23 protein-coding genes and 4 tRNA genes are annotated in these 25,619 nt (G+C 42.3%); 15 read left to right on the forward strand and 12 right to left on the reverse strand.

Translation table 11 applies throughout. The features are described 5' to 3' along the window. Positions 1 to 18 precede the first annotated feature (18 nt). Positions 19 to 756 (reverse strand): siderophore ferric iron reductase, encoded by a 738-nt coding sequence (locus R7Q41_RS13250; RefSeq protein WP_005376062.1) that lies wholly within the window; start codon positions 754 to 756, stop codon positions 19 to 21. A gap of 419 nt (positions 757 to 1,175) precedes the next feature. On the opposite strand from R7Q41_RS13250, the gene R7Q41_RS13255 reads away from it, so the two are divergent. After that, entirely contained in the window at positions 1,176 to 2,507 is a 1,332-nt protein-coding gene (locus R7Q41_RS13255; protein ID WP_033907036.1) for an anaerobic C4-dicarboxylate transporter, read from the forward strand. An 88-nt stretch (positions 2,508 to 2,595) separates the two neighbouring features. Here R7Q41_RS13255 and R7Q41_RS13260 read toward each other — a convergent pair whose 3' ends face one another. After that, complete coding sequence (locus tag R7Q41_RS13260; protein WP_005387978.1) at positions 2,596 to 3,084, reverse strand: NYN domain-containing protein; 489 nt, start codon at positions 3,082 to 3,084, stop codon at positions 2,596 to 2,598. Positions 3,085 to 3,203: 119 nt separating this feature from the next. Here R7Q41_RS13260 and R7Q41_RS13265 point away from each other — a divergent pair, with 119 nt between their 5' ends. Beyond that, positions 3,204 to 3,644: a DUF4174 domain-containing protein gene (locus R7Q41_RS13265; protein ID WP_005387976.1), complete on the forward strand. Its 441-nt coding sequence runs from the start codon at positions 3,204 to 3,206 to the stop codon at positions 3,642 to 3,644. Positions 3,645 to 3,660: 16 nt separating this feature from the next. On the opposite strand, the gene cobA is transcribed toward R7Q41_RS13265, so the two are convergent. From cobA to nirB, 4 genes are all read right to left on the reverse strand, one after another. After that, positions 3,661 to 4,419 carry a uroporphyrinogen-III C-methyltransferase gene (gene cobA / locus R7Q41_RS13270; RefSeq protein ID WP_025767740.1) on the reverse strand — a complete coding sequence of 253 codons (759 nt, stop codon included), beginning with the start codon at positions 4,417 to 4,419 and terminating at the stop codon, positions 3,661 to 3,663. A gap of 173 nt (positions 4,420 to 4,592) precedes the next feature. Further along, positions 4,593 to 5,444 (reverse strand): formate/nitrite transporter family protein, encoded by an 852-nt coding sequence (locus tag R7Q41_RS13275; RefSeq protein ID WP_033907034.1) that lies wholly within the window; start codon positions 5,442 to 5,444, stop codon positions 4,593 to 4,595. Positions 5,445 to 5,639: 195 nt separating this feature from the next. After that, positions 5,640 to 5,963, reverse strand: coding sequence for a nitrite reductase small subunit NirD (gene nirD / locus R7Q41_RS13280; RefSeq protein WP_005387969.1), 324 nt, complete (start codon positions 5,961 to 5,963; stop codon positions 5,640 to 5,642). A gap of 13 nt (positions 5,964 to 5,976) precedes the next feature. Beyond that, complete coding sequence (gene nirB / locus R7Q41_RS13285) at positions 5,977 to 8,541, reverse strand: nitrite reductase large subunit NirB (RefSeq protein WP_132936432.1); 2,565 nt, start codon at positions 8,539 to 8,541, stop codon at positions 5,977 to 5,979. 527 nt (positions 8,542 to 9,068) lie between these two features. On the opposite strand from nirB, the gene rnk reads away from it, so the two are divergent. The 5 genes from rnk to R7Q41_RS13310 all read left to right on the forward strand — a co-directional run bounded on the left by rnk (position 9,069) and on the right by R7Q41_RS13310 (position 14,455). Then, the gene (gene rnk / locus R7Q41_RS13290; RefSeq protein WP_005376048.1) at positions 9,069 to 9,476 is read left to right on the forward strand and encodes a nucleoside diphosphate kinase regulator; all 408 of its coding nucleotides are present in this window, start codon (positions 9,069 to 9,071) and stop codon (positions 9,474 to 9,476) included. 238 nt (positions 9,477 to 9,714) lie between these two features. Continuing rightward, positions 9,715 to 10,674, forward strand: a complete 960-nt coding sequence (locus R7Q41_RS13295) for a GGDEF domain-containing protein (RefSeq protein WP_318107930.1) — start codon at positions 9,715 to 9,717, stop codon at positions 10,672 to 10,674. Between the two features lie 227 nt (positions 10,675 to 10,901). Beyond that, a complete protein-coding gene (locus R7Q41_RS13300; RefSeq protein WP_318075909.1) occupies positions 10,902 to 11,888 on the forward strand; it encodes an ABC transporter substrate-binding protein in 987 nt (328 codons plus the stop codon). A 298-nt stretch (positions 11,889 to 12,186) separates the two neighbouring features. Beyond that, positions 12,187 to 13,227: a GGDEF domain-containing protein gene (locus R7Q41_RS13305; protein ID WP_225455651.1), complete on the forward strand. Its 1,041-nt coding sequence runs from the start codon at positions 12,187 to 12,189 to the stop codon at positions 13,225 to 13,227. A gap of 235 nt (positions 13,228 to 13,462) precedes the next feature. After that, positions 13,463 to 14,455 (forward strand): LLM class flavin-dependent oxidoreductase, encoded by a 993-nt coding sequence (locus tag R7Q41_RS13310; RefSeq protein WP_005376038.1) that lies wholly within the window; start codon positions 13,463 to 13,465, stop codon positions 14,453 to 14,455. A 5-nt stretch (positions 14,456 to 14,460) separates the two neighbouring features. Here R7Q41_RS13310 and R7Q41_RS13315 read toward each other — a convergent pair. Together R7Q41_RS13315 and R7Q41_RS13320 are read right to left on the reverse strand one after the other, a co-directional pair. Then, positions 14,461 to 14,534, reverse strand: a tRNA-Cys gene (locus R7Q41_RS13315). A 23-nt stretch (positions 14,535 to 14,557) separates the two neighbouring features. After that, positions 14,558 to 14,644, reverse strand: a tRNA-Leu gene (locus R7Q41_RS13320). Positions 14,645 to 14,945: 301 nt separating this feature from the next. Here R7Q41_RS13320 and R7Q41_RS13325 point away from each other — a divergent pair. After that, entirely contained in the window at positions 14,946 to 15,875 is a 930-nt protein-coding gene (locus R7Q41_RS13325) for a CHAD domain-containing protein (protein WP_021707732.1), read from the forward strand. Between the two features lie 69 nt (positions 15,876 to 15,944). Next, a complete protein-coding gene (locus R7Q41_RS13330) occupies positions 15,945 to 16,733 on the forward strand; it encodes a lipase family protein (protein ID WP_005375991.1) in 789 nt (262 codons plus the stop codon). Positions 16,734 to 16,807: 74 nt separating this feature from the next. On the opposite strand, the gene R7Q41_RS13335 is transcribed toward R7Q41_RS13330, so the two are convergent. The 4 genes from R7Q41_RS13335 to R7Q41_RS13350 form a co-directional block, all read right to left on the reverse strand. Then, positions 16,808 to 17,062 (reverse strand): hypothetical protein, encoded by a 255-nt coding sequence (locus R7Q41_RS13335; protein WP_005375990.1) that lies wholly within the window; start codon positions 17,060 to 17,062, stop codon positions 16,808 to 16,810. A gap of 130 nt (positions 17,063 to 17,192) precedes the next feature. Further along, a complete protein-coding gene (gene amyS / locus R7Q41_RS13340; RefSeq protein WP_213968368.1) occupies positions 17,193 to 18,716 on the reverse strand; it encodes an alpha-amylase in 1,524 nt (507 codons plus the stop codon). Positions 18,717 to 19,023: 307 nt separating this feature from the next. Continuing rightward, positions 19,024 to 19,097, reverse strand: a tRNA-Cys gene (locus R7Q41_RS13345). Between the two features lie 36 nt (positions 19,098 to 19,133). Continuing rightward, positions 19,134 to 19,220: transfer RNA gene (locus R7Q41_RS13350), tRNA-Leu, on the reverse strand. A 481-nt stretch (positions 19,221 to 19,701) separates the two neighbouring features. Between R7Q41_RS13350 and R7Q41_RS13355 the strand changes: the two genes are divergently transcribed. The 6 genes from R7Q41_RS13355 (at position 19,702) to R7Q41_RS13380 (ending at position 25,614) form a co-directional block, all read left to right on the forward strand. Further along, a complete protein-coding gene (locus tag R7Q41_RS13355; protein ID WP_225492135.1) occupies positions 19,702 to 20,208 on the forward strand; it encodes a hypothetical protein in 507 nt (168 codons plus the stop codon). Positions 20,209 to 20,285: 77 nt separating this feature from the next. Continuing rightward, positions 20,286 to 20,786, forward strand: a complete 501-nt coding sequence (locus R7Q41_RS13360; protein WP_169644000.1) for a hypothetical protein — start codon at positions 20,286 to 20,288, stop codon at positions 20,784 to 20,786. A 75-nt stretch (positions 20,787 to 20,861) separates the two neighbouring features. After that, complete coding sequence (locus tag R7Q41_RS13365; protein WP_169643998.1) at positions 20,862 to 21,569, forward strand: molecular chaperone; 708 nt, start codon at positions 20,862 to 20,864, stop codon at positions 21,567 to 21,569. A 2-nt stretch (positions 21,570 to 21,571) separates the two neighbouring features. Beyond that, positions 21,572 to 22,267 (forward strand): fimbria/pilus periplasmic chaperone, encoded by a 696-nt coding sequence (locus R7Q41_RS13370; RefSeq protein WP_169643996.1) that lies wholly within the window; start codon positions 21,572 to 21,574, stop codon positions 22,265 to 22,267. Between the two features lie 91 nt (positions 22,268 to 22,358). Beyond that, positions 22,359 to 24,743 carry a fimbria/pilus outer membrane usher protein gene (locus R7Q41_RS13375; RefSeq protein ID WP_169644015.1) on the forward strand — a complete coding sequence of 795 codons (2,385 nt, stop codon included), beginning with the start codon at positions 22,359 to 22,361 and terminating at the stop codon, positions 24,741 to 24,743. After that, positions 24,733 to 25,614 carry a hypothetical protein gene (locus tag R7Q41_RS13380; RefSeq protein WP_169643994.1) on the forward strand — a complete coding sequence of 294 codons (882 nt, stop codon included), beginning with the start codon at positions 24,733 to 24,735 and terminating at the stop codon, positions 25,612 to 25,614. Before R7Q41_RS13375 ends, R7Q41_RS13380 begins: the two co-directional genes overlap by 11 nt. The last annotated feature ends 5 nt before the right edge of the window (positions 25,615 to 25,619 follow it).

Below are 25,619 nucleotides of genomic sequence, written 5' to 3' on the forward strand. Positions count from 1 at the left end.
ACACAAGTTAAATAAATGTTAATTAAGAACCTTCTTGCTCATAAGCTGTCGATTTTCCTCTAAACGAGGACAATCTGCACAAAGCTTTCTGCCTTCACACTTATAGACTAAACAACAACTTTTTCTTACTAACTTTAGCGACTGATCTGATTCCGTCTCATGAAGTGAGCGGCTATTATCAACATCCAAACCCATTGCGCTTAGCCACAAGACCGCATGCTCCTGAAGTGTCGAGTTAGTCATTTGCGGAAAGCGCTGTTGGAGACGAATTAAACAAGCCATGATTCCGTCCGACATCAATTGATGGGTGAAGCCAGGACGAATGCGTGTCCATTGACTCATCTCTTGTTGATAGAAGTCGAACAGTTCTCGGATTTGACGCCCCGCCTCTTTTATCAACGCTTCTGGCTCGCCATGTATATGCGCTTCGTCGGCGAATCGGTACCCAGAAACAAAACAAGGTTTGAGGTGCTGCGCTATCTCGCGAATGTTTGGCAACGTGTGGTAACCGTAAATAGAGATGAATGCGACATAAACTGGCTGCCAACAAAGTAAATCCCACGTTCTTGTCAACCAATATGCTTTTCCCGCTTCCGGATGAGCCTCCGAGATTTGCTGGTAAAGGCCTTGGATGATCGGGTTGATATCATTCTCGATATGGATAGCTTCTTGCCCTATCTCGCCGATATCACCGTGTAGGTAAGGTGTAATCTCACTCGAAGTTTGAAACAGTTGCGGGAAAAATTGCTCAGACATGATGGCTTATTGTTGGTGTAGTCATTCTGACACCTTTATACCCAAGCACCAATCGCAATGCAAACTATTATCCTTTGCGTTTTCATAACAAAGAAGCACTCTTAGGGTTAGTTATGAATGTATTTCCGAGTTCTGTGAAGCTGTAAGGTCTGGTTACGTATGCGATGAATAGCAACAAACTCTTAAACCTCTTCGCATTTAACGCTCACATGATCGCAAAAATACACAGCATAAAAACACCCTGATAAAACTGTGTTAACAGTTTCCCTGTGTAGCGTGAGTTATTGCCAATAATTGAATATTGCTGTTTCTTATCCAGCGGATTGTGAACAACATGAAGTATTTTCTTTCTGAATATCGAGACAATACAAAGAGGTAATTTGGCTATGTAGCCCTCTGTTTTGAATAAGGAAATCCACATGTTGTATCTTGAGTTTCTATTTTTGCTCGTGATGCTGTATATCGGCTCACGTTATGGTGGTATCGGCCTTGGGGTCGTATCCGGAATTGGCTTGGTGATTGAAGTCTTCATCTTTAAGATGCCGCCAACCTCTCCTCCTGTCACCGTTATGTTGATCATTTTAGCGGTGGTAACGTGTGCTTCCATTCTTGAAGCCGCTGGCGGTTTGAAATACATGCTGCAAGTTGCCGAGCGTGTGCTTCGTAAGAACCCAAAACGCGTCACCCTTATTGCTCCGTTCGTGACTTACTTTATGACCTTCCTACTTGGTACAGGTCATGCGGTTTACTCTATCATGCCAATCATTGGCGACGTTGCACTTAAAAATGGCATTCGTCCAGAGCGTCCTATGGCTGCCGCTTCTGTCGCGTCTCAAATCGCAATCACAGCCTCGCCAATTTCAGCAGCAGTGGTTTACTACTTGGCGCAACTCTCCGACATTCAACACGAGATCACTCTGCTCTCAATTCTGCTCGTTACTGTACCTGCAACCTTATTCGGTACGTTGTTGATGTCACTTTACAGCCTAAAGCGTGGTAAAGAACTAGACGACGATGAAGAATACCAAGAGCGTTTGAAAGATCCTGTGTGGAGAGAAAAAATCCTCAACACAACTGCAACGTCTCTTGATGAAGTACTACCAACAAGTGCTCGTAACTCTGTATTGCTGTTCATTGCATCGATCTTGGTGATCGTCGTTATCGCGATGTGGCCAGACATTCGTACCATCGTAGATGGCGCGAAGCCAATCAGCATGGCCGTTGTGATTCAAATGATGATGCTTTGCTTCGGCGGTATCATTTTGCTTGCGACCAAAACTGACCCGCGTGACGTACCAAATGGCGTGGTGTTTAAGTCAGGTATGGTGGCGGCGATTGCTATCTTCGGTATTGCATGGATGTCAGATACCTACTTCCAGTACGCTATGCCTCAATTTAAATCCGGCATCGTAGAGATGGTAACCAACTACCCTTGGACATTCGCGCTTGCGTTATTCATTGTGTCGGTTGTGGTGAACTCTCAAGCTGCAACGGCTCGCATGATGCTGCCTGTTGGTCTCGGCTTAGGTTTGGAACCTGCGCTGCTTATCGGCTTGATGCCAGCGGTATACGGCTACTTCTTTATTCCCAACTACCCTTCAGATATCGCGACTGTGAACTTCGATACCTCGGGCACAACTAAGATTGGTAAGTGGTACTTCAACCACTCATTCATGTCTGTGGGCTTAATCGGCGTGATTGGTGCGTGTTGCTTGGGTTACTTGCTAGGGCAAATGATCATTCCTTCGTAACTAGCCAAATCAACGATAAATTAGAGGCGAGTCATTGTACGTTTTCGTACAGCCTGAGTGACTCGCCTTTCTTTATTACACTATTTAACTACAGCAAGAAATCGTCATCAATCGCGACAAAATTGTCGGCACAATCAATCAGAGTTTGAGATGTAAGTTTAGGTACACCATAAACGGTCACCGTTTTATTGAAGCGCTGCTGAATTCTCTCTACTAGCAGACTAAAGTCTCCATCTCCCGAAACTAGAATCACTTCCTCAACTTCGGGAGCAATTTCAATTGCATCGAGAGTAATACCCACATCCCAATCGCCTTTCGAGCTGCCATCACGACGCTGGATGTAGGGTTTAAGCATCACCTCAAATCCAACACCACGAAGAATATGGTGGAACTGACGTTGCTTGGGATCATTGCTCGCAATAGCATAAGCACGAGCACTTACCACCTCTTTCCCTTGTGTGGCAACATACCAAAACTGGTTGTAATCAAAATTGCTTCGATACGCTTCGCGACAAGTGTAATACACATTCTGTACATCAACCAAAATGGCGATTTTTTGTTTGCTTTCCGAACTCATCTATTTCTACGCTCAATTTATTTGCTGCCTACCCTATGCCAGTTTTGGAAAAAGCACAATGAGCCAATTCCACTAAACTTAACGTATAAAAAGTTATTTGGGTTTCTAGGGGAACTGTCATGGGCGGAAAGTTACTAGTGATACTGCTTTCTTGTATCTTGTCATCGACAGCATTTGGTTATCCAGCGCACTCCAAATACTGGCCACATAGAAGTGTGCTCTACTTTGCGCCAGAAAATGATGAATACGTCAAACAATTCTTGCTAGAAACACTTATGAATGAGTGTGAGTTGGAAGACAGAGATGTCGTCACGCTGGTCATTACAGAGCAAGGTTATACTTTTCCTGCTTGGCTTAAAGAAGAGTTCGACCTAAAAATGCTAGCTCGTCTTTATGAGGTCGAAAAAGGTTCTCATACCGCTATTTTGCTTGGTAAAGATGGTCTAGAAAAGCACCGCTGGGGCGCAGAAACAGACTGGTCGTTTATCAACAACCTCATTGATCAAATGCCTATGCGTAAGCAAGAAATGCAGAGGCAACAAAGCCCCTGTAAAATATAGTCACTTCTGGGCAGTATTACTTTGCGAACCAATCCAACTTGTTGTGAAGTTGAGTCACGCTGCCAACCACAATCAATGCTGGGCTCACGGCTTGCTCTGCCATGATCGATAGCTCGTTCAACTTTCCTTGGAACACGCGCTGCTCTGGGCGCGTACCGTTTTCAATAATGGCGCATGACATCTCAGGATCTAACCCATGAGTGATCAGCTTATCCATAATATGGCCGCTTTGCTTCAAACCCATATAGAACACAAGTGTGTTGTTGGATTGCGCTAGTGAATGCCATTCAATCTCACGACCATCTTTTTGTACATGACCAGTGATAAATTGAACGCTTTGTGCATGGTCGCGGTGTGTTAATGGAATACCTGCGTAAGCCGTTGCACCCGCAGCAGCTGTGATACCCGGAACCACTTCGTATTTGATGCCGAATTCTGCTAGCTCTTCTAGCTCTTCACCGCCACGACCAAAGATAAATGAATCGCCGCCTTTTAGACGTACAACGCGTTTACCTTCTTGCGCTTTTTGCACCAAGATTTGGTTGATTTGATCTTGAGGCACGCAGTGAAAATCGAGCTTTTTCCCAACATAAATCATCTCTGCTGATGCATGCGCCAACTCAAGAATCTCTTTTGATACCAATCGGTCGTACACAACAACTTCAGCCGCTTGAATGGCTTTTAAGCCTTTTACTGTGAGTAAATCAGGGTCACCAGGACCTGCACCAACAAGAGAAACAAAGCCGCTGTTTAAAGATGAGTTAACAGTTGTCATATCAACGCCTATCGAAAATTTGGACATAAAAAGTAACACTCAAGTCATTAACTCAAGGTTAAAATCACCCCAAGGAGTTATTACTTTTTATAGCTAAATCAATACAATACTTATCGAAAGTTAAATGAGTTGAACAGCCCTACCTACCATAGGTAGGGCCAGATAAAAGCGGTTTATTTTGCGATTGCAGGCTCTGTTTTTACTTCTTCTTCAACTACGTTGATAGAAGGCGCTGTTTTTGCGTGAGTTAGGTACAGTGGAATACAAGTCATTACGAGACCACCGACAATATTACCTAGAATGGTTGGAATAAGGTTGAAGTTCAACCAAGTCGCGATACCAAAATCCGCACCTAGAATCATACCTAGTGGGAATAGGAACATGTTTACTACGGTGTGTTCAAATACTAGCGCAAAGAAGATGAAGATTGGGAACCACATCATTGCTACGCGACCAGACACCGAACGTGCCGTCATGTTGCCGATAACGCCTAGACACACCATTAGGTTACAGAAGATGCCGCGTACGAAACATGTGATCCATCCGTCCATACCCATGTTTTCAAAACCAAGGCTACGCGCGGTAGAAACAGCGACAAATTTCTTCGCTACTGCGTTCAGTTCTAGAGAAAAGTTACCTGTTAGAGAGATAGCCACTAGGTAAGCAACGATCAGAGAACCGATAAGGTTACCCAAGCCTACAAGCCCCCAACAACGGAAGATACGACCCCAAGTGATGCCCGGACGGTTCGCAAACTTAGCCAGAGGCGCTAGACCAAAAACACCGGTTACTAGGTCATACCCCATCACACTTAGAATTACGAAACCAACGGGGAAAACAAGTGCTCCTACAAGGCCGATACCCGTTTGTACAATCGCGGTAATAGCAACCACCACCGCAAGCGAAAGAATAACGCCAGCCATCGTACCGCGAAGGAGAAGATCTCGCGTGCTTGTATTGGTTTTCGCTTCACCAACATTGATCATGGTTTGCACGAATTCTGCAGGCTTAAAATCAGTAGACATGAATGTGTCCTTATCCAAAATTGAAAGTTAAAAAGTTAAAGATTGAATAGAGAAAGGCTTCCCGTTGACACCTGAACGCTGTCTACAACACCTCGCTTCCCTGTTCCCCTGAGTTGATGCTTGGAAAGCCTTTGTCTATTAAATCTAGGTTTCAGTTCATTCCCTCCCCCTAAGAGGAGGGAATGAAAACCAAGCTTACGCAGAGATTTCTACTTCGCCGTTGGTTACGCGGGTTTTGTACGCTTTCACGCTAAAACGCTCGTCTTCCATGCACGCACCTGTTGTCAGGTTAAAGCGTTGCTTCTTAAGTGGGCTAGCCACCCAAAGCTCGCCTTGGTGCTCACAGATCAAACCGCGAGAAAGCACGTTTGATTGGAAGAACGGGTCTGTGTTGCTGATCGCCAGCACTTCTTCTGCTTGTGTTGGGCGGAATACCGCAACTTGCTGACCATCAACCAGTGCACAAACGCCTGTGCCCGGTACGATGTCGCTGATTTGGCAAATCTTTTCAAATGACATAATCAACCTTCCCTTATGCTTCAGTGATCGCTACGTGTAGGATGTCGCCTTTCGCTTCAGGGTGCTTTTCCGTGAAGGTTGCTGGGCGGTGCTGTTCACGCTCTTGTACAAACACAACGTTGTCATCGCGCTTGTCAGAGTTGATGAAGTGCGCGAAACGAGTCAGTTGTGATTCGTCGTTGATGGTCGCAGTCCACTCACACTCGTACTCGTCTACAAGCTTCGCTACGTCTGCCTCTAGTTGAGCGTTGATACCAAGCTTGTCGTTAACAATCACTTCGCGTAGGTAGTCAACGCCACCTTCCATGTTTTCCATCCAAACTGATGTGCGTTGTAGTGGCGCAGCAGTACGGATGTAGAACATCATGAAGCGGTCGATGTACTTGATTAGTGTTTCTTTATCTAGGTCACTTGCAAGTAGGTCTGCGTGACGAGGCTTCATACCACCGTTACCACATACGTACATGTTCCAACCTGCATCAGTCGCGATAATGCCAAGGTCTTTACCTTGTGCTTCCGCACACTCACGAGTACAACCAGAAACACCGAACTTCATCTTATGAGGGGTACGAATGCCTTTGTAACGGTTCTCGATGTAAGAACCTAGACCAACAGAATCTTGAACGCCGTAGCGGCACCACGTTGAGCCAACACATGTCTTCGCCATACGAAGTGCTTTTGCGTACGCTTGACCTGTTTCGAACCCAGCGTCGATAAGCTTGCGCCAGATCTCTGGAAGATCGTCTTTTTGAGCACCAAACAGACCAATACGTTGAGCACCGGTTACTTTGGTGTATAGGTTGTATTCTGCTGCAACGTTCGCTAACGCACCCAGTGCTTGAGGTGTTACTTCACCACCCGCCATACGTGGGATAACAGAGTAAGTACCGTCTTTTTGGATGTTACCTAGGAAGTTATCGTTCGTGTCGTGCAGCTTAACCAGTTGTGGCTTAAGAATGTGCTCACCCCAGCAAGAAGCCAAGATAGAACCAGCCAGTGGTTTACAAACTTCACAGCCGTAACCTTTACCGTATTTCTCTAGAAGCTCATCAAACGTTTTGATCTCTTCAATACGGATTAGGTGGAACAGCTCTTGGCGTGAGTATGCAAAGTGCTCACACACGTCGTTCTTCACTTCGATACCAGATTTAGCAAGCTCAGCATTTAGAACAGACGTCACTAGAGGAATACAACCACCACAGCCTGTACCTGCGCCAGTCACTGCTTTGATGTCGCCCAATGTGTGGTGACCATTAGCCACCGCTTGTGCGATCTTGCCTTTGGTTACGTCGAAACAAGAACAGATCACTGCGCTTTCTGGTAGAGCATCTGCACCTAGTGCTGGTTTCTCAGCGCCTGCGTGTGCAGGAAGGATCAACGCATCTGGGTGTTCTGGTAGGTCGATTTCGTTCAACATAAGTTGAAGCAGATCGCCGTAGTCAGAGGTATCGCCAACCATTACCGCGCCAAGCAATTTCTTGTTGTCTTTAGAAACGATAAGACGTTTGTAAACTTCTTGTTCTTCGTTCTGGTAAACGTAACTCTTACAGCCTTCAGTACGACCGTTCGCGTCACCGATAGAGCCTACTTTAACGCCAAGAAGTTTCAGCTTCGCAGACATGTCAGCGCCTTCGAATTTGCTTTCTGTGTTACCTAGTAGGTGATCAACGGCAACTGTCGCCATCTTGTAGCCAGGAGCAACAAGGCCGTAGAACATTTCGTTCCAAGACGCACACTCACCAATCGCGTAGATGTTCTCATCAGAAGTCTGACAATGATCGTTGATAGCAACACCGCCACGAGGTGCCACTTCTAGCTCCATTTGGCGTGCTAGTTTGTCTTGTGGACGAATACCTGCAGAGAATACGATGAAGTCTGTTTCTAGTTCTGAACCGTCAGCAAAACGCATAACGTTGCGTGCGTTTGTGCCTTCTGGCGCAATCTCAAGCGTATTTTTGCTGGTGTGAACGTTCACGCCCATACGCTCGATCTTTTGACGAAGTTGGTTACCACCAGCCAGGTCAAGTTGCTCAGCCATTAGTTTTGGCGCGAACTCAACAACGTGCGTTTCTACACCCAGTGCTTTCAGTGCGCCTGCTGCTTCAAGGCCTAGCAGACCACCACCGACAACAACGCCTGATTTGCTCTTCTTCGCACACGCTTCGATCGCTTTAAGATCTTCGATAGTACGGTAAACAAAACAGTCTTTGCTTTCGTGACCTTTGATAGGTGGAACAAATGGGAATGAGCCAGTAGCAAGAATCAGCTTGTCGTATTGAACTTCACGGCCAGTGCTTGAGTAAACAATGCGGTTTTCACGGTTGATGTTAATCGCGCGTTCGCCGATCAGCATGTTAATACCGTGTTTCTCGTAGAAGCCTTCTTTTACTAAAGAAAGTTCATCTGCCGTATGGTGAGAAAAGTAAGAGGAAAGGTGCACACGGTCGTATGCGACACGAGGTTCTTCACAGAAAACTGTAATGTCCATATTAGACATATCAGCTTTCTCGACTAAGTCTTCAATATAACGGTGCCCTACCATACCGTTACCGATGACTACTAGCTTCAACTTGCTCATTATAATTCCTAAGGGTTAGGTTCTTATCACTGAGCTCATTGTTAATTGTGAAAGAAAATTAATACATGATGTAAATCAATTACAATTTCAAACTACCCTAAAGGGGTAGATGAACGTATTTATCTGACTATTGCGAAATAAAAAGTAATTTATTAACGGATATTGGTAGTTTTAACAAACTGAGATAACCGAAGCCATGCTAGCAACGGACTATACCGTTTTGCTTTTATGAAGTTAGGCTGACCATCGAAACCGAGCACACCTACGATAAATCCTGTTTTGCTTCTAAACGACGCACTCACTTGACTTCACCGTTTCAAGGTGATCAGAGAACAATATCTGAAGTGATTGAAAGATTTAGAAAAATCAAGCTTCACAACAAAAATTTTTTACTAGCTAAGTCGCACTATAAAGACTAAAATCAGGTTTAGTTCATATGGAATAGCGTCCATATGATTGATACCGTAATTGACATATAGAGTGCCGTCCCATTTTTGTGAGGCGGCCTTTTATTTGGGAGTCATAAAATGTCAGAAAACAATTCTATCTACATCTCAAGCTTAGATATGAACCGAATCACGGCCTTGTTGGATAAAATGCCAAACATCGCAGCGGAGCTTGTGGAATTAGAAGCAGAGCTCGACCGAGCAACAGTTCTTGAGCCAGAACAAATGCCAGATAACGTGGTCACGATGAACTCGACTGTAGAGTTTAAATTTTCAGGTGAAGATAGAACCATGACAAAGACACTGGTTTACCCTTCTGAACTGAAAAGCAGTGATGATATCTCTATTTTCGCGCCCGTAGGCAGTGCACTGATCGGTTTGTCTGTCGGCCAAAAACTTGAATGGCCAATGCCAAATAATCAAGTGAAGACAATTGAAATTGTCGATATCACCTACCAGCCTGAGCGTTGTGGTGCACTAAACCGCTAACCCTCAGTAGTCCCGGTGCAAAGGCCTCCATTTAAGACTTTGCACCAGGAGAGCCCCTCGCTTACCCCCTATTTCCTTCTTTGTTTTCCAAGCATTTACTTTGCAGCTCTTAAGTAACATCACCGATTCTTTATTATTTACCGCATATTCAATACTTATATCTCCAAGCTCAATCATAGAAATTGCAAAGTATTTTTCGTATATTGTCGCTCCGAAAACGACGTAAATTATGCGCAAAATGGAAGAATATCTAACTCGAATTGCCTGCTTAGAAAAAGAAAATGAAGAGCTGAAGCGGAAGAATGCGCGACTACAAGAAAAGTTGAATGCTGCACTCGACAGTAATGGACTGTGTTTGTGGGAGCAGCATATTCCTTCAGGTACTTTGACGATATTCAATATGCAATGGGGCAAAATGCTAGGTTATCAGCCCCATGAGTTAACCGCGACGGTTGAAACGTGGAAAAACAATCTCCACCCTGAAGATTACGAGCTTGCGGTGGGTGCATTTGAAGATCACCTAGCAGGCAAGACCGACCTTTATGAGGTAGTGCATCGCATGATTCATAAAGACGGCAGTGATAGCTGGGTCTACGATCGAGGGCGCATCGTCGAGTATGGTTCTGATGGCGAACCACTACGGATGATGGGTACTCATATCGATATTACAAAAGAAAAGCGTTATGAGCAGCAACTGGCCAAGTTGGCTTCGAGTGATCCATTGACTGGATTGTTAAATAGAAAAGCAATTGAGGAAAACTTTAATCATCAACCTCAAACCGAACCGTCTCAGCAGTCTGCTTTAGTGTTTGTTGATATAGATAATTTTAAAGCAGTTAACGACCAGCTAGGCCATCATACTGGTGATACTCTCCTCATCAATATCGCCAATAGCTTAACAGAGCTTGCGCCAAGCAAGTCTCAAGTCGGACGCATAGGAGGAGATGAGTTTGTCGTTTTAAGCTCTTATTCAAATCAAGAAGAAATATCTCAACTTTGTGATCGACTCTTAAGTTCCATCATTCCTGCGATAAATCAGGACTTAAATAAAGTAACGATTGGAATGAGCATCGGTGTTTGTCTATTTGATAAAGGAAAACAACAGTTTAATGAAGTTTATCAAAAAGCCGATCATGCAATGTATGAGATAAAGAAAAATGGCAAAAATGGAGTACAATTTTTCAACTTAAAAAGTTGATATCTCTCCATAAATCATCATGTTATGAAATCAGTCATTTGCTACAACTTGAACTAACTCAAGATAAATTCTTTATATCTAAGCCAGTTACCGAAATTACCCCTAGGTACTCATAAATTTGGCACGATACAAATAAATCCCCTCCTCTCCTAGCATCAACCCAATAAGCAACTACACTCATTTAACTGATAGATTAATTACTACTATTATGAAGGGAGTTGTTTTTGATGGATACAAAACAGATTTCTACAGTTATCATAATTTTAGTTCTTTCTGTATTAGTAGTTACTTATTTAAAGTTAACAACGGTATCAAATGCTATCCACAAACCTACAACAATCGGTATATCTAAGACGCCTCTGTCAGCCCCTTTTATCATTGCAGAGCACATAGGTGCGTTTGAAGAAAACGATTTAAACGTCGAACTTATCATGTGCTTTGGAGGGGTCGAATGTTCAAACCTACTTCTAGAAAACCATGTTAATTACGCCACTTTTTCTGAAAGCGTACTGATGTTTAAAAGCTTTGAATACAAAGATTTAGCATTAATCACTTCTTTTGCATCTTCTACGAATGATATTAAGCTGCTAACTAAAAAGCGGTCTGGTATAGAAAGTATAGATAAATTACCAGGAAAAAAGGTTGGTGTAATAAAAAAGAGCGCTAGCGAGTATTACTTAGACTTGTTGCTACAGGTAAATGACATTGATTTAGAAAAAGTAGAAAAAATATCATCAACAACGCAGGTTATTATAAATCATTTAATACAAGGAAACGTCGATGCAATATCTACTTGGGAGCCATACGGATTTATGGCCAAGAATAGAATAAATGAAGAAGTAAAGAACATAGGAATTATTGGCGTGTATAAACTTTACTTTTTGCTTGTATCAAAAGAAATACACATTGAAAAATCAGATAAAGAAGTAATGAAAATAATAAAGTCACTTCATCACTCAATTAACTGGATGGATAAAAACCCTCATTTAACAATGAAAATACTATCACAAAAACTTAACACAACAGTTGAAGAAATATCTTGGAGTTGGGATGATTATAACTTTCGATTAAATTTAACGAATTCTTTATTATTTACATTACAATCAGAAGCTAATTGGGCATTAAAACAAAACTATGTAGAAGGACAGATTCCAAATTACAGAAAAATATTTAAAGAAAACTATATCAATTCATATTTTGATGGTCTAGATTAAAATGCATCGTTCGTTAAACCACTATTTAGCATCACTATTCAGTCTAAGCGTAATACTATGTATCAGCGTTATAGTATACATAAGCTTCATAAAAATAGAAGATTATAAAGCCAAGAAACAATTAAACCAAATAATGGACATACAAATATCATTAGAGTCATTAAGTAGTTATCTTTGGGCTTACACTCAAAATAGGGGAAAAAACAATTTCACACAATTCATGATTTCTCATAACAAATTAAACGAATTATTATCTCAAAATGAAGATGTTTTATACCTTACTAAAGACCTAAAAAAAATGAATCTCGAACTGTATTTTTTAGTTCAATACGAAAATAATCATTTACTAGACAAAGATCGCCATTATGATTCAGTCGTAAATTATAATAAATCAAATCCTGTCATACAATCCAGAATAAACATTGTATCCCAGGATATGAATAATGAAATAATATATATTTATAAAAAAATACTTAATAATAAGTCTACAAAACTACAAAATTTAAATTATTACACTCAAGCAGGTATTATTTTTATCTCTCTGGTTGTTATGCTATTATGCTTTTATATAAAAATAAAGTTCAAGAGAAGCTTTCAAAGGTTTATAAATGGAATAAAACAATTAAGCAGGTCAAATTTTGACTATAAAATCCCTTCAGAAAATCAATTCACGGAATTTGAAAATCTGTCTTGTTACTTCAATAAAATGGCGGCATTGTTAAACCACACAACAATATCAAAATCAAAACTTAAAGAAGAAGTAGAGAATCAAACTTCAGTTCTAAATCGTCAAAAAGAAAGTTTGGTATTTTTGTCTGAGCACGACTCCTTAACTAATATCTACAATCGTCGAGCAATAGAAAAACATTTGATCCAGCTTACGCGTAATTTCAGAGGCAGTGAGAATAGTTTTAGTTTGTTTTTTATAGATTTAAATTTATTTAAGGATATTAACGATAGCCATGGCCATGAGGCAGGTGATGCAGTGTTAAAATCTGTAGCTAGTAGATTATCAAGTATTATCGACGAATCAGACATGGTAGGCCGCTTTGGTGGAGATGAATTTATTATTATTCATCGTTCACACACAACAGGTACGTCTCTGTCTGCATGTGCACTACGCTATATCCAAGAAATAGAAAAAGTAATTCATTTTAAAGGTAAAGAGTTATGCGTCGGAGCTAGCATTGGTATTGCACTCTATCCTGAGCATGGGTCGAATGTACATGAATTATTAACAGCGGCAGACAAGTCTATGTATCAGTCAAAACGTTCTAAAGCTAGCTCGTTCACTATTGTCGACAACAGCAGTTCGCTGTTAAAGAGGCCTATGTTTTAATCTAAAGTAGCTGTGGAAACGTTCTACATGCGAATATTCAACGACATCGACCACTGTGGCCACTTACAGTAATAAAGCCGCTTTTATCACATAGCAAAAGCTAAACTCGTAAGCTAAACGCTCTCCAGGCATTGAAGAAAAATAATCCATTGTGAATGGTTAATCCTCCCCTTTTAAACGTCAACTTTCACCACCATATGATAGTTAAGATTCATTAACAGGCTATAACTATCCTATGTCTTTTCCTCGTTTATCTGTTCTGGATTTGGCACCCGTGTCCGACGGAACAAACTTCACCGAAACGTTCGAACGCTCCGTTGAATTAGCTCAATCAATCGAGTCCTGGGGCTATCATCGGTTTTGGATGGCTGAACACCATAACATGCCCGACATCGCCAGTGCCGCAACCAGTGTATTACTCAGTCATATTGGAGCGCACACGAACTCGATCCGTTTAGGATCAGGTGGAATCATGTTACCTAACCATGCACCACTAGTTATTGCAGAGCAATTCGGAACGTTAGAGGCATTATACCCTGGTCGTATTGACCTCGGATTAGGACGCGCACCAGGCACCGACTACCAAACAATGCATGCATTAAGGCGGGAACCAGAGCATATGGATCCTGACTTTGAAGAGCTGTTGGAGGAACTTAATTTCTTTCTTGGTCCCGTATCTCGAAATCAACCAGTCGCGGCTTATCCAGGTAACAACACATCTCTGCCGATTTGGCTTCTGGGGTCGAGTACATACAGCGCACGTTTAGCAGCTAAGAGAGGCTTACCTTTCGCATTTGCTGCACACTTTGCTCCAGATGCAATGTCTCGTGCTCTAAACTTTTATCGAGATGAGTTTGTCCCATCCGAGCATTTAGCTCAACCCTATGTGATGATTTGTGCCAACGTTATCGTTGCGGATACTCAGTCACATGCAGATTTTCTCGCGACAACAGAGAAGCAAAAATTCTTAAAAATGATTCGCGGCAATCGCGAAAAACTTCGCGCACCAGTGAAAAGTATGGCACCACTATGGTCAGCACAGGAAAAGCTTCACGTTGAAACTCAATTACGTGAATCTATCCATGGTGATCAAACATATGTAAGACAGAAAATTGAGAAACTTTTGGAACGCACTGGGGCAGATGAAATTATGGTAAACACTATGGTGTTTGAACAATCTGAGAAGTTGAGATCCTACAGGTTACTATCGGAACTCATGGACAAGTAAAAGAATGGAGGCGCCTCCCGGAGTCGAACCGAGGTCCACGGATTTGCAATCCGCTGCATAGCCACTCTGCCAAGGCGCCTTTCTGATTTTCAAAGATTTTGATGGTGCCCCGGGCCGGACTTGAACCGGCACAGCGCGAACGCCGAGGGATTTTAAATCCCTTGTGTCTACCAATTCCACCACCAGGGCAACGCAATCATGCGATGGGTTAGACACCATCTATCTCGCGACCTTTGCCGTGAGAACAAGGCGTACTTTAACGGATTAATTTATCTGGTCAACAAAAAATTAGTCTTTTTTATTCAAATGGTTAAAAAGACGACTCTAACGAACAAAGGGCGATCATTTTGCTTATTTGATCATCAATACGCTTTGCTTTCGTGCCTTTTAACCTTCTCATTTTATATCAATGAAGAGCCAACAAATCGCGCAAGTTAACAGTATGGGTATAAACTTAACGTGTATTTCAGAGAACAAAATAGCGCTCATCATGTTTCGAAAACCATCATTTCACTTACCCTTACATGCCGACTCCGAACTCGACTTCGTAGTGCCCCACTTCTTCCTTACTGAATTTGATTATGCACGCTCTCTGGAGCAGGGAGTCATCGACGACTTGGATCCTGAATATACACACCAATATCGCGTCACACTGAGGCGCATACGCTCACTATGCTCACTACTTCGCGAACTGATCCCTCCTTTTGAACAGCGTATTTTGAAACCTCATTTAAGAATAATGATGAAGAAAACAAATAAGCTGCGTGATTTGGACGTATTTATCTTGGACAAAAACCAATACATTGAAATGCTCCCAAATCACAAATCGTCTCTTGAGCAACTTTTTTGCTTTATAGAATCTGAACGTGCTTACGAACAAGCAAAAGTTACGCGTTGGCTAGATACACAAGAATACACAACGCACTGCACTTTGATCAGGAATAGTATGTTGCGAAGTACGCAACACGAACCAGTGGATAGCAACGTACCTGCGTTACTTTTCGCAAGCCAAAAAATCTCCGTTCAATTTAAAAAAGTTGATAAAGCACGACGCAAAATCTCGGACAAAAGTCGTGACAGCGTGATTCATTCGATGCGGATAAAATGCAAAGCGCTTCGTTATTTGTTAGAAGGATTTTCCACGCTCTATCCTTCCCAACAGCACAAAAACAACGTGAAACAACTAAAACTATTGCAAGACAAGCTCGGTGACTTTAACGACACTTCAAGTCAAATTGAATTTTTCGCACAACTCAAAGAAACAGCAAATCTCAATAAACAAGATCGTAAGGCTTTGAAAAAGCTAATTAACGTGCTTAGCGAACATCATGAACTCTCTCGCCAAACCATCTTGACGCATTTAAGCCAGTTTGAGTCTTTCATTCGCGATTCCAATACACAAAATCTCTACCGACCCTAAATCAAGGTTCACGTATTCTTAATATTCATTAATTACAGTCAATCGTTGGGCTCCACTAAGAAAGATAACGTGAAACCATTAAAACGATACCAATACGAGCGCTATGCGGTGCTTTGTAATCTCGCCTACCCTCGCGTCTTCAGGCAAACTCAATACGGGTTCGATCCTAATGGGCAACGAGTCATTAGAAATGAACACGGTAAGATTATGATTCGCGTGCTCTGGAGTAAAAAACAGAGTGAAGTGGTCGTAGTGATTAAAGGCTCACACAGTATCAGTGATTGGTTGTTGAACTTCGCGATGTGGACGAGAAGCTGTCGAAGGTTGGGACTAAACTATCGCATTCACGCGGGTTTCTATCATCTGTTGTTCCAAGAAAGTTTACCGAGCCGGAATGAAGATCGGTTAGGGTTGACCGTGATCGAACGCCTCGAAGGTATCGTTGTACCGCTCATTCTTAGGGGAAAAAGAATCACTATTACTGGCCACTCTTCAGGTGGCGCGATTGGCAGTGTTTTTGCTGACTATATTGAGAAAAAATACCCAAAAAGCATTAAACGCGTGGTCACTTTCGGACAGCCCGCTGTCGGGGATTGGACGTTTAAGAAACGCTACCGTTTGGGGCACAAAACATACAGGATTTGTTGCGACATCGACATCGTGACCTTTATGCCGCCCGTACCTTTTTTGTATTGGCATGTAGGCAAAATGCTATGGTTATATAACGGGAGAATATACGAGAACACCCCAACGCTCATACGGCTTGGGCGCTCCTTATTTAGTTGGTTAATGCGACCGTTCTCTTATCACTTTATGAGTAAATACATTCGCGACAAAGACTTTTTTGATGAACGCTGAGTTAAACATCCGAAAGGTATGACGTACAGACACGAAAAAGCCGGACTTCGCCGGCTTTACGATTAAGTGGTGATCTACAGAGAGGCAATTTCTTTTTCAAGTTGATATTTGTTATCTGTGACAATTCGCTCTAACACTTCAACACGTCGCTTCAAGTCACCAATTTGCTTGTTAAGGTTATCTTGTTCTTCTCGGCTCATCGTATTACGTTCAGATATCTCCAACGCTCTTACTTCTTTACGATGGTTCAAGATTAACTTTATTATCCCGCCCCCAAATATGGCACCGAACACAATAGCCACAACCAATACATCAGCAATAGATTCCATTCTTTATCTTCCTCTAGATTATGCTCAAATATAAGTTACTCATTTGTAGAATGAATATCAAATAACACATTGATTCATTGAAAAGTTTTATTAAGAATTGCCTACTCTGTATCAAAATCACAAGAATGGATTATTCAACGCCAACCCAAACCGAGACAGATCCGCCGTTTACTGGGAACTCAGCCCAACCATTCGCATCAGTCCAAACTTCTTCAGTTCGGATACCCAACTTGTCTACGTAGCGAGCACTTGGTTTACCCGTATACATCCACTTCGAGCCGCCTGGTCCATCGCTCATGATCACGGCCATTGAATGTGGATGCTCTGCATCACCTTCTCGAGTCCAACCAATTACGTCCCAGTGGTCGAGATAAGAATGTTGTTTGCCATACGCATAATCTTTACGCAGTGTTACTAGCTCTTCAATGTAAGGCACTTTGACCATGTTGATGTCATGCCCTTTATCACTGTACTGCGCGCCGTAGTAATCTGCATAAAACACGGATGGATAACCTTCTTCACGCAATAAGATAAACGCGTAAGCGAGCGGCTTAAACCACCAATCAACCGTCGACTCCAAAGCCTGCAAAGGTTGAGTGTCATGGTTTTCTACTAAGGTTACCGCTTTGACTGAATTGTCCTTCATCAGCGTACCATCCATGATTTGACGCATATCGTAGCTACCACCCGATTTAGACGCATTGTAGAAGTTCATATGTAACGGTGCATCGAATAGAGACATGCTGCCAGAAGTTTTGATGATAAAGTTATGCAGCTGATTCACATCGTAGTTCCAGTACTCTCCGACCGTGAAAAGTTCTTTCCCTGTTTTCCAACGTAGGTGATCAATCCATTCTTGCAGGTATTGATATTTGATGTGCTTCACCGCGTCCATTCTAAACCCATCCACACCCGTCATGTTGATATACCACTCACCCCAGTCTTTAAGTTCTTTCTTAACTTCAGGGTGATCCATGTCTAGGTCAGCGTACATAAGGTAATCGTAGTTGCCTTTTTCCGAGCTCACTTCCCAATCCCATGCCTTACCCTCACCTTTGAATTTGAAGATAGCTTTTTCTTCGCCAGCATCGTCCCAGTCCACGCCATCAAAGTGGTACCACGTCCAATGAAAGTTTGAGTACTTGTCGTTGCGCCCAGGGAAATCAAACTCTACCCACGCTTCAATCCATTTATCACCAAGTTCAATATTTCGGTTGTTCCAATCTACTCGCTTGGTATCAACCCAAGACTTTCCATCCGCACCGCCACGGTGGTTAAACACTACATCACCATAAATCTGGATATTGTTTTTATGGGCAGCATTGATGGCGCTTAGGTACTGATCTTTGGTGCCATACTTGGTTCGCACCGATCCTTTTTGATCAAACTCCCCCAAGTCATACATATCGTAAACGCCATAACCGACGTCGTTGCTGCCACCAGCACCTTTATAGGCGGGCGGTAGCCATAACGCGGTGAAGCCGTTGTCCGATAGTGCCGGCGCGTTGTTTTCAACTTGTGTCCAGAGTGCGCCGTCATTTGGCACATACCAATGGAAGTACTGCATCATGGTGCCATTTTGTGCCGCCATTACAGGTGAACTGAGCAGCAAAGTTAAGGGTAAAAGTGTAGGTTTAAGGTTGAATGTTTTCATTATTTTTCTCTCACGTTAAGGACTAGAATCCTCCTTTCTGCATATACGCACCAAGCGATACTAACTATGACGCTAGCTAGGTTGCTGCCTGTAATACAAAAAGTTCGGATTACAATCGAAGAGAAACTATCACCAATCACACTATACAATTATTGAGTTGTCTAACATTTACAAAATCAATGATTAGCGCGTTAAAAATATTGAATGGTGATCAAAACATGGGAGACTTTAGGAAAGCGCGAAGGGTTACGAAAAGGCGGACTACAAACGAAAAAAGCCAGTCATTTAAGACTAGCTTTCGAAATAGTGGAGGCGCCTCCCGGAGTCGAACCGAGGTCCACGGATTTGCAATCCGCTGCATAGCCACTCTGCCAAGGCGCCTTTCTGATTTTGTATCTCTGTCACCAAAGATTTTGATGGTGCCCCGGGCCGGACTTGAACCGGCACAGCGCGAACGCCGAGGGATTTTAAATCCCTTGTGTCTACCAATTCCACCACCAGGGCAACGCAATCATGCGATGGGTTAGACACCATCTGTCTCAGCGACCTTTGCCGTGAGAACGAGGCGTACTTTAACGGATTAATTTATCTGGTCAACAAAAAATATTCTATTTATCAACTGACTGGAGATAAATCCACCTATTTGTATAAATTAATACCAGAAATGTCGATTCCTATCCCCTTTTTGTACTAGCAATTCGTTGCCTGAAAACATATCGTAAACGCATACTTCTGCTAGTTTATAAATCAGACATTTACAATAAGTAAAATATTCTTTATTCGCTAACTTTTAACCTCAATAAATACAACTCATTTTATATCAACCTATTGCAAACAAATGGGCTCATTTCTTTTAACTAAACTCATACTATTTCTCCTACTCTCCATTAATAATCAACTTTTTTTACTACTATGCCAAAGTCTGTGCTTTCTATAGTTTGAATTGTTAAACAACGAATGCAATTGAACAGATAGGGGCGAGTAAATGACTAAAATATTTTTTACTCTTCGTAGATTCGTGATAACGCTAACGGTTATGAGCCTATCGATCCCTTTCTATGTCCGTGCGAACACCTTGACCATGGGGTTAGCAGGTCAAATTAAAGATCGTTGTGAGATTACTTTTTTATCAGGCAATGTGATGACCTTTTCTGAGCAGAAGACGCAATCATTGCCCTTCTCACTATATTGCAATCGCCCTTTGGGGATCACCATCAATTCTCAATATGGTGGCCTTAAATATGAACATCAGGGCGTTGAATTAATTGAAAATTACGAATTATCGTTGCAAGTCGATGAGCTTCGATTAAATGAAAGTCGACTTAGTAGACAATTGCTTTCGCCCGCAATGATAGACAGCTCTGGTGTTATTCCTTTTACTCAACGAGGAGTACTTAGGGTAACGCTCGAAAATAACTTGCTTTATGCGGGTTATTATCATGACGTTATTGAAATTGAAGTATACCCTTCAATTCATAGCGTAACAAAGTAGGAACTCTGCAAATAACTGCAGAGCAATATACGCTCAGCCGTAATTGAGCCAACAATCAAAAGTGAAAGGAATTTCTTATGAAAAAGCTAACACTCTGTGCAGCTGCTGTAACCGCTATTTTTGGTGCTAACGCTTACGCCGCTCCAGGTGACGTTCAGTTAGTTGGTTATGTATCACCTGTTTGTGAAGTGACTGGCCTTGCCACACAGTTAATTGACTTTGGTAACGTCTCAACAATTCAAAGCGTTAGTGTAGGTGGTCTGGAATTGAAATGTAATGATGCAGATGGTGCGACCGTTACCATGACCAGTGCGGAAGGTGGTTTGGAGTCGGATGATAATGAAGACTTTGCTCTAAAATATGACGCAACATTTAACCCTGCTGGCGGTTTAGCATCCTTTACATTGAACGCACCGGGTGGCCCTGGTCTAAACGATGTTTCAGCTTCTCAATCTTATGGTGGTTCAGGCAATTTGGCTACTGGTGTAGGTGCATCAATTGACATTGTTACTACCGAGACATCTCCTTGGGCTGGTGGCTACTCTGACACATTAACTGTGAATATCACCTCAAACTAAACGTACAGAATGAGGGGGCGTATTTCGCCTCCTCCTTTATTGTCATGTAAGATTTTTTTGATGGAGCTCACTGCTATGATTCGTTGGTTCACATTTTTCTTTTTGTCGTTTACGTGTATGTTCGCACATGCTTTTAAAGTAGAACCGATGTCTGCCGAGATGGCACCATTAGGGAAACGTGCTCAAATGACGATGCGGGTGGAGAATACCTCTACTGTGCCATTGACGGTAGAACTACAACCCTATTTCATGACCATGGATGAATATGGTAACGAGACCATTGTGCCTGCGGATGAAGAATTATTGGTCATACCCGTCACTGCCATTATAGAACCAGGCCGGGCACAATCAGTTATGATTCGTTACTTAGGCGATCCATCCATCACTGAATCTAAAGCGTATCGGGTTGCGGTTAAACAAGTTAAAGTGGAACGAGCCAGCAGCAATCAAGGCCAAGTGAGTTTACTTCTTCGATTCAACACGCTCATCAATGTTCGTCCGCAAAACACCTCGCCCCAGTTTTCCGTCACAAGTATAAAACAAAACGACAAAGACAATTGGGTTCTAGATGTGCTGAATAGCGGCAACAGTTACGGACGATTAACCAACACGACGTGGAAAGTATCCGATGGCACTCAATCTACTTATTTAAAAGGAAATGAAATTTCACAACGTATCTCAGGGACGTTAGTATTGCCCCACTCCAAACGTTCTTTTGAAATGTTGCCACTCGAGAACTTCAACATTCGTACACTATCAATTGATATTGAACAGGAGGAGTAACGATGCAATGGCGTTTATTAGCCGGAGTGATAGTGTGCTTTATATATACTCAAGCGTTTGGAATTACACTCTCCCCCACGGTCATTGAGCTAAATACGGATCATCAACTAACTTCGCAGTTGGTAGTTTCCAACAACTCAACCAAAACGCTCGCACTTGAAGCCAACGTTCGACGTTTGACATTTGCGCCTAATGGTACGTTTGAAACGTCTACGTCTAGCTCACCAAATGAAGACATTTTGGTGTTTCCGCCCGCAGCAATGCTCGCGCCCGGAAAGCGTCAAACATTTAGAATACAATGGCTAAGTAAAGTGCCTCTCGAAATGTCGCAAAGTTACTTTATCCGCTTTAGCACCGCCGATATAAATCGAAGCAGTACTCAAGTTGAAAAGGTGAATGGTTTGTCTACTGGGATTAATCTACAGATCCACTACAATGCACTGTTACACGTTCACTCGTCTTCTCTTCAACCGGACATAAAGTTACATATTGGTGAACATGGTAGTTTAACGCTCACTAACACCGGGAATCGATTTACCTTCACTTCATTACTCAGGTTCGACAACCTTCCTGATGATATTAATCAGACCGTGCATAAGGCGCTGGGTGAGCAGTTTGTTCCGCCTCATTCTACTATTACTGTACATTCTTCTTCGATTCAATTACCCGTTGGCATATATCATGGTTATGAAAACTGACATTTTTAAGATCATGCGCACGTTGGTTACGCCCACTTTCATGTGCTGCTTGGTTCTATTCATAATAAATTCTGCTGCCCACAGCCAAGAAATGGTGCTTAATCCAACTGGCCGAGATATTAAACTCACCTCTTTACTAAGGGTCAGTGATACTATATTAGGTGAAGCAGACATCACCATTACGGCAGACAACCAAATTTTATTACCCAAAGAGGACACCCTGTCTCTCCTAACGTCAGTTGTGACACAAGAGGTAATAAATGCGCTTAAAGAATCCAGTGGTGATGACATATTGTCTCAACAGCACTTCGCACAAACAGGGGTAAGTTTAACCTTTGATTTTGCTTCATTAGAATGTGTCTTGACAATCCCACCACAGTCCAGCCTGACACAGAATTTATCTATGAGCGAAGCGGGAAATTTATATAATTATGCGAAGCCAAGCCTTTTGAGTGGCTATGTGAATGTGTCGCTTTCCGCCAATGAAAGTCAATTTGTCGACGAAGACTCTGCTCGAGAAAGCCTATATCGCAGTCGATTCGACTCAGCATTCAATCTAAGCATGCTTAATTTTGAATATGAATCCTTTATAGAAAATGGTTCTCTAACCGGTTCAAGCTACATTAGAGAAGGCACACGCCTTAATATCGATTACCCCCAACAAGGTACTCGAGTAGTAATAGGCGATATGTACAACAGTGGTCAAGCTTTTCAAGATGGAACAGACATTTTGGGAGTTGGCGTGACGCGTGACTTCACTCTTATACCCACCAAAAATGTACGCCCTCGTGCAAGTCAATCATTCACACTCCAGCGCACGTCTAATGTCGATGTGTATATCGATGGCATCCCTGTACAAAGATTAACCCTTGGTGCGGGCAGTTATAATCTCAGTGATATTCCACTAGCACAAGGAAACAATGATATTGAGCTCGTTATTACTGATCGTTCAGGAAATGAAGAACGCATTGAATTTTCGATTGCGACCGGTAATGATTTATTAAACAGTGGCGAATTCGAATACAGTATCATGTATGGCGTTCCATCAGAAATCCAAAATAAACAATTAGAATACCTCACGGATGAACGTATTTTTCACGGTTATCTCGATGTTGGTGTCTCACCTTGGTTAACCTTAGGAGTTAATTCTCAAGTGCGTGAAAACCTATACCAATATGGTGCTAGCGCACTTTTCGCTTCTAAACTAGGCATTACTGAATTAAACGCTTCACACAGTGATCATCCGATTTATGGTCGCGGTGACGCTTATAAAGTAGCATTCGATGCCGAATTTTCTAAATCAAACTCACTAGAGCCACAGTTAAGCCTCAGTTATGAATATTTAAGCAATAGCTTCAGTGGAATATCGGCATATGAAGCATCAAGCAGTGATATTAATTTAACGACTCATTATGCTAGTGCTTTTGGATCCATCTATCTTTCACGTTCATTACGCGCGGCTGTTACTCTAAATTATCGAGCTGGCGTTGATAAAAAAAACGACTATTGGATTGTAAGCCCCAGCCTATCTGCAAGATTATTCGATACACCCGCCACGTGGAGCGCTCGTGTTAATTATAAGAATAACGAGAGGGGGAGCGATGACATTAGCACGACTCTCACCTTAAGTTGGCCACTCAGCAAACAAACACGTGTCGTTGGTCGTTATTCAACAGAACTCAATGAAAGTGCCTTAGATTATAGTTATCAAAATAATATTGGAAGCACTGGCGGCGTTTCTGCATTTGCCAGTGCCATTAATAACAAAGAGACTGACGCGGATGTTAATCTTGGGGTTAACTATACGGCAAACCGCTATGAATTAAGCGCGAGTCACACCTCTCGCCTTGAGAGCATCAGTGATAATACGAGAAATCATAGCACCGATCTTAAGCTTAGTAGTGCGGTGGCATTTGCAGGGTCATCAGTGACAATAGGAAGACCCGTTAGAGAAGCGTTTGCCATCATTAATAAACATGAAAGCCTTGCAGAGAACGACATTGCCATCGACCCTACCCGAGACGGTAAGCAAGCACGCGTCTATCTCTATGAAGACTCTTCTGCGTTGGTTCCTGACCTTGTGGCCTATAGCAGCCAAGTGATCGGATACGACGTGGAAAACTTACCACCCGGTTACGATCTCGGAGAAGGCGCTTTTTGGGTTAAACCTGGCTATAAAAAAGGATTCCAACTGCAAATTGGTTCTGATGCGGTATTAACCGTCATTGGTAAACTGTTCGATCGTCAAAGTAACAGCCCTATTTCACTTGTTGCGGGCTTTGCGCAGTACCTTGGTAAAACACAGCAACAACCAATTGAATTCTTTACAAACCGTAGTGGTGTTTTTGCGATTTCTGGATTAAAACCGGGGCAATACAAACTCGTTCTTGACACTAAAGAACAAGAGTCAGTAGTTATTAATCTTAGTGAACGAAGTGACACCTTGATCAGATTAGGAGAGTTATATGTCGATTAAACAACTAAAGCGGAGCGCGTTGTTCTTGCTACCATTGGCTAATATACCTTCTGTTTGGGCTTGTGAAGCTAACTCTCTGTCTATCCAACCAGTATCAACACAAGCAAAATACGATGTCTTCAATAACAGCAGTTTTGCAACAACCAATACCTATCGTGTGAGTGCAAATATTATTGGTGAGGGCTGCAAACTGAACTTAGTTTTACAGCTTGACGATACAAGTAAATCATTGAAAAGTAGCCGTCAAGATTCGCTCTTTTTCGAGTGGAGTGGGCAATCAGGTAACACAATAGCTAATCAATGGCGCTTTACTTTGACCGAGAACCAACCTGCTGCAACCGTACAAATGCGCTTTCCCGCTAAACAATGGTTAACGTCAGGGATCTATCGAGGCGTATTAGAAGTTGCTACGTCATATGCACAAATAGACGGCAAAATAGAAATAAGTCCTACTTTGCTTCCTGTCACTGTGGATGTACCACCAGCAGCGAAAATTCATTTTTACGGATTATCACAACCACATTATGACCTTGACTTAGGAACGTTACACTCAAACAAAGTAATCAATTCATCGCCTAACCTATGGGTTCAAAGTAACTCTGCCTATGCGGTTGTTTTGGAGTCATCAAATCATGGTGCATTACGCCACGAATCACATGAACCCAAGTGGGATATTCCCTATCAAATTATCTTCGACAACGACTACGTCAATCTTACACAATTTAGTGTACGTATCCCACGTCACGCTGCTACGACTGGTCAACCTATTCCTCTGATCTTTGTTATTGGTAACGCAGAAGAAAAACCTGGAGGTCAATACGAAGACACATTGCAGATATCAATCGAACCTAATTTATCCCAACAGCCATAAAGCGA

It is taken from the genome of Vibrio sp. 2096, assembly GCF_033339595.1.
Classification (GTDB): Bacteria; Pseudomonadota; Gammaproteobacteria; order Enterobacterales; family Vibrionaceae; genus Vibrio; species Vibrio alginolyticus.

Excerpts from the sequence above, each read along its gene's own strand:
- R7Q41_RS13295 (WP_318107930.1), top strand. The coding sequence starts at position 9,715 with ATGGAAGAATATCTAACTCGAATTGCCTGCTTAGAAAAAGAAAATGAA.
- amyS (WP_213968368.1), bottom strand. The coding sequence starts at position 18,716 with ATGAAAACATTCAACCTTAAACCTACACTTTTACCCTTAACTTTGCTG.
- R7Q41_RS13375 (WP_169644015.1), top strand. The coding sequence starts at position 22,359 with ATGGTGCTTAATCCAACTGGCCGAGATATTAAACTCACCTCTTTACTA.
- R7Q41_RS13360 (WP_169644000.1), top strand. The coding sequence starts at position 20,286 with ATGAAAAAGCTAACACTCTGTGCAGCTGCTGTAACCGCTATTTTTGGT.
- cobA (WP_025767740.1), bottom strand. The coding sequence starts at position 4,419 with ATGACAACTGTTAACTCATCTTTAAACAGCGGCTTTGTTTCTCTTGTT.
- R7Q41_RS13335 (WP_005375990.1), bottom strand. The coding sequence starts at position 17,062 with ATGGAATCTATTGCTGATGTATTGGTTGTGGCTATTGTGTTCGGTGCC.
- rnk (WP_005376048.1), top strand. The coding sequence starts at position 9,069 with ATGTCAGAAAACAATTCTATCTACATCTCAAGCTTAGATATGAACCGA.
- nirB (WP_132936432.1), bottom strand. The coding sequence starts at position 8,541 with ATGAGCAAGTTGAAGCTAGTAGTCATCGGTAACGGTATGGTAGGGCAC.
- R7Q41_RS13325 (WP_021707732.1), top strand. The coding sequence starts at position 14,946 with ATGTTTCGAAAACCATCATTTCACTTACCCTTACATGCCGACTCCGAA.
- R7Q41_RS13365 (WP_169643998.1), top strand. The coding sequence starts at position 20,862 with ATGATTCGTTGGTTCACATTTTTCTTTTTGTCGTTTACGTGTATGTTC.
- R7Q41_RS13275 (WP_033907034.1), bottom strand. The coding sequence starts at position 5,444 with ATGTCTACTGATTTTAAGCCTGCAGAATTCGTGCAAACCATGATCAAT.
- R7Q41_RS13255 (WP_033907036.1), top strand. The coding sequence starts at position 1,176 with ATGTTGTATCTTGAGTTTCTATTTTTGCTCGTGATGCTGTATATCGGC.
- R7Q41_RS13305 (WP_225455651.1), top strand. The coding sequence starts at position 12,187 with ATGAATCTCGAACTGTATTTTTTAGTTCAATACGAAAATAATCATTTA.
- R7Q41_RS13300 (WP_318075909.1), top strand. The coding sequence starts at position 10,902 with ATGGATACAAAACAGATTTCTACAGTTATCATAATTTTAGTTCTTTCT.
- nirD (WP_005387969.1), bottom strand. The coding sequence starts at position 5,963 with ATGTCATTTGAAAAGATTTGCCAAATCAGCGACATCGTACCGGGCACA.
- R7Q41_RS13370 (WP_169643996.1), top strand. The coding sequence starts at position 21,572 with ATGCAATGGCGTTTATTAGCCGGAGTGATAGTGTGCTTTATATATACT.
- R7Q41_RS13380 (WP_169643994.1), top strand. The coding sequence starts at position 24,733 with ATGTCGATTAAACAACTAAAGCGGAGCGCGTTGTTCTTGCTACCATTG.
- R7Q41_RS13265 (WP_005387976.1), top strand. The coding sequence starts at position 3,204 with ATGGGCGGAAAGTTACTAGTGATACTGCTTTCTTGTATCTTGTCATCG.
- R7Q41_RS13260 (WP_005387978.1), bottom strand. The coding sequence starts at position 3,084 with ATGAGTTCGGAAAGCAAACAAAAAATCGCCATTTTGGTTGATGTACAG.
- R7Q41_RS13355 (WP_225492135.1), top strand. The coding sequence starts at position 19,702 with ATGACTAAAATATTTTTTACTCTTCGTAGATTCGTGATAACGCTAACG.
- R7Q41_RS13250 (WP_005376062.1), bottom strand. The coding sequence starts at position 756 with ATGTCTGAGCAATTTTTCCCGCAACTGTTTCAAACTTCGAGTGAGATT.
- R7Q41_RS13310 (WP_005376038.1), top strand. The coding sequence starts at position 13,463 with ATGTCTTTTCCTCGTTTATCTGTTCTGGATTTGGCACCCGTGTCCGAC.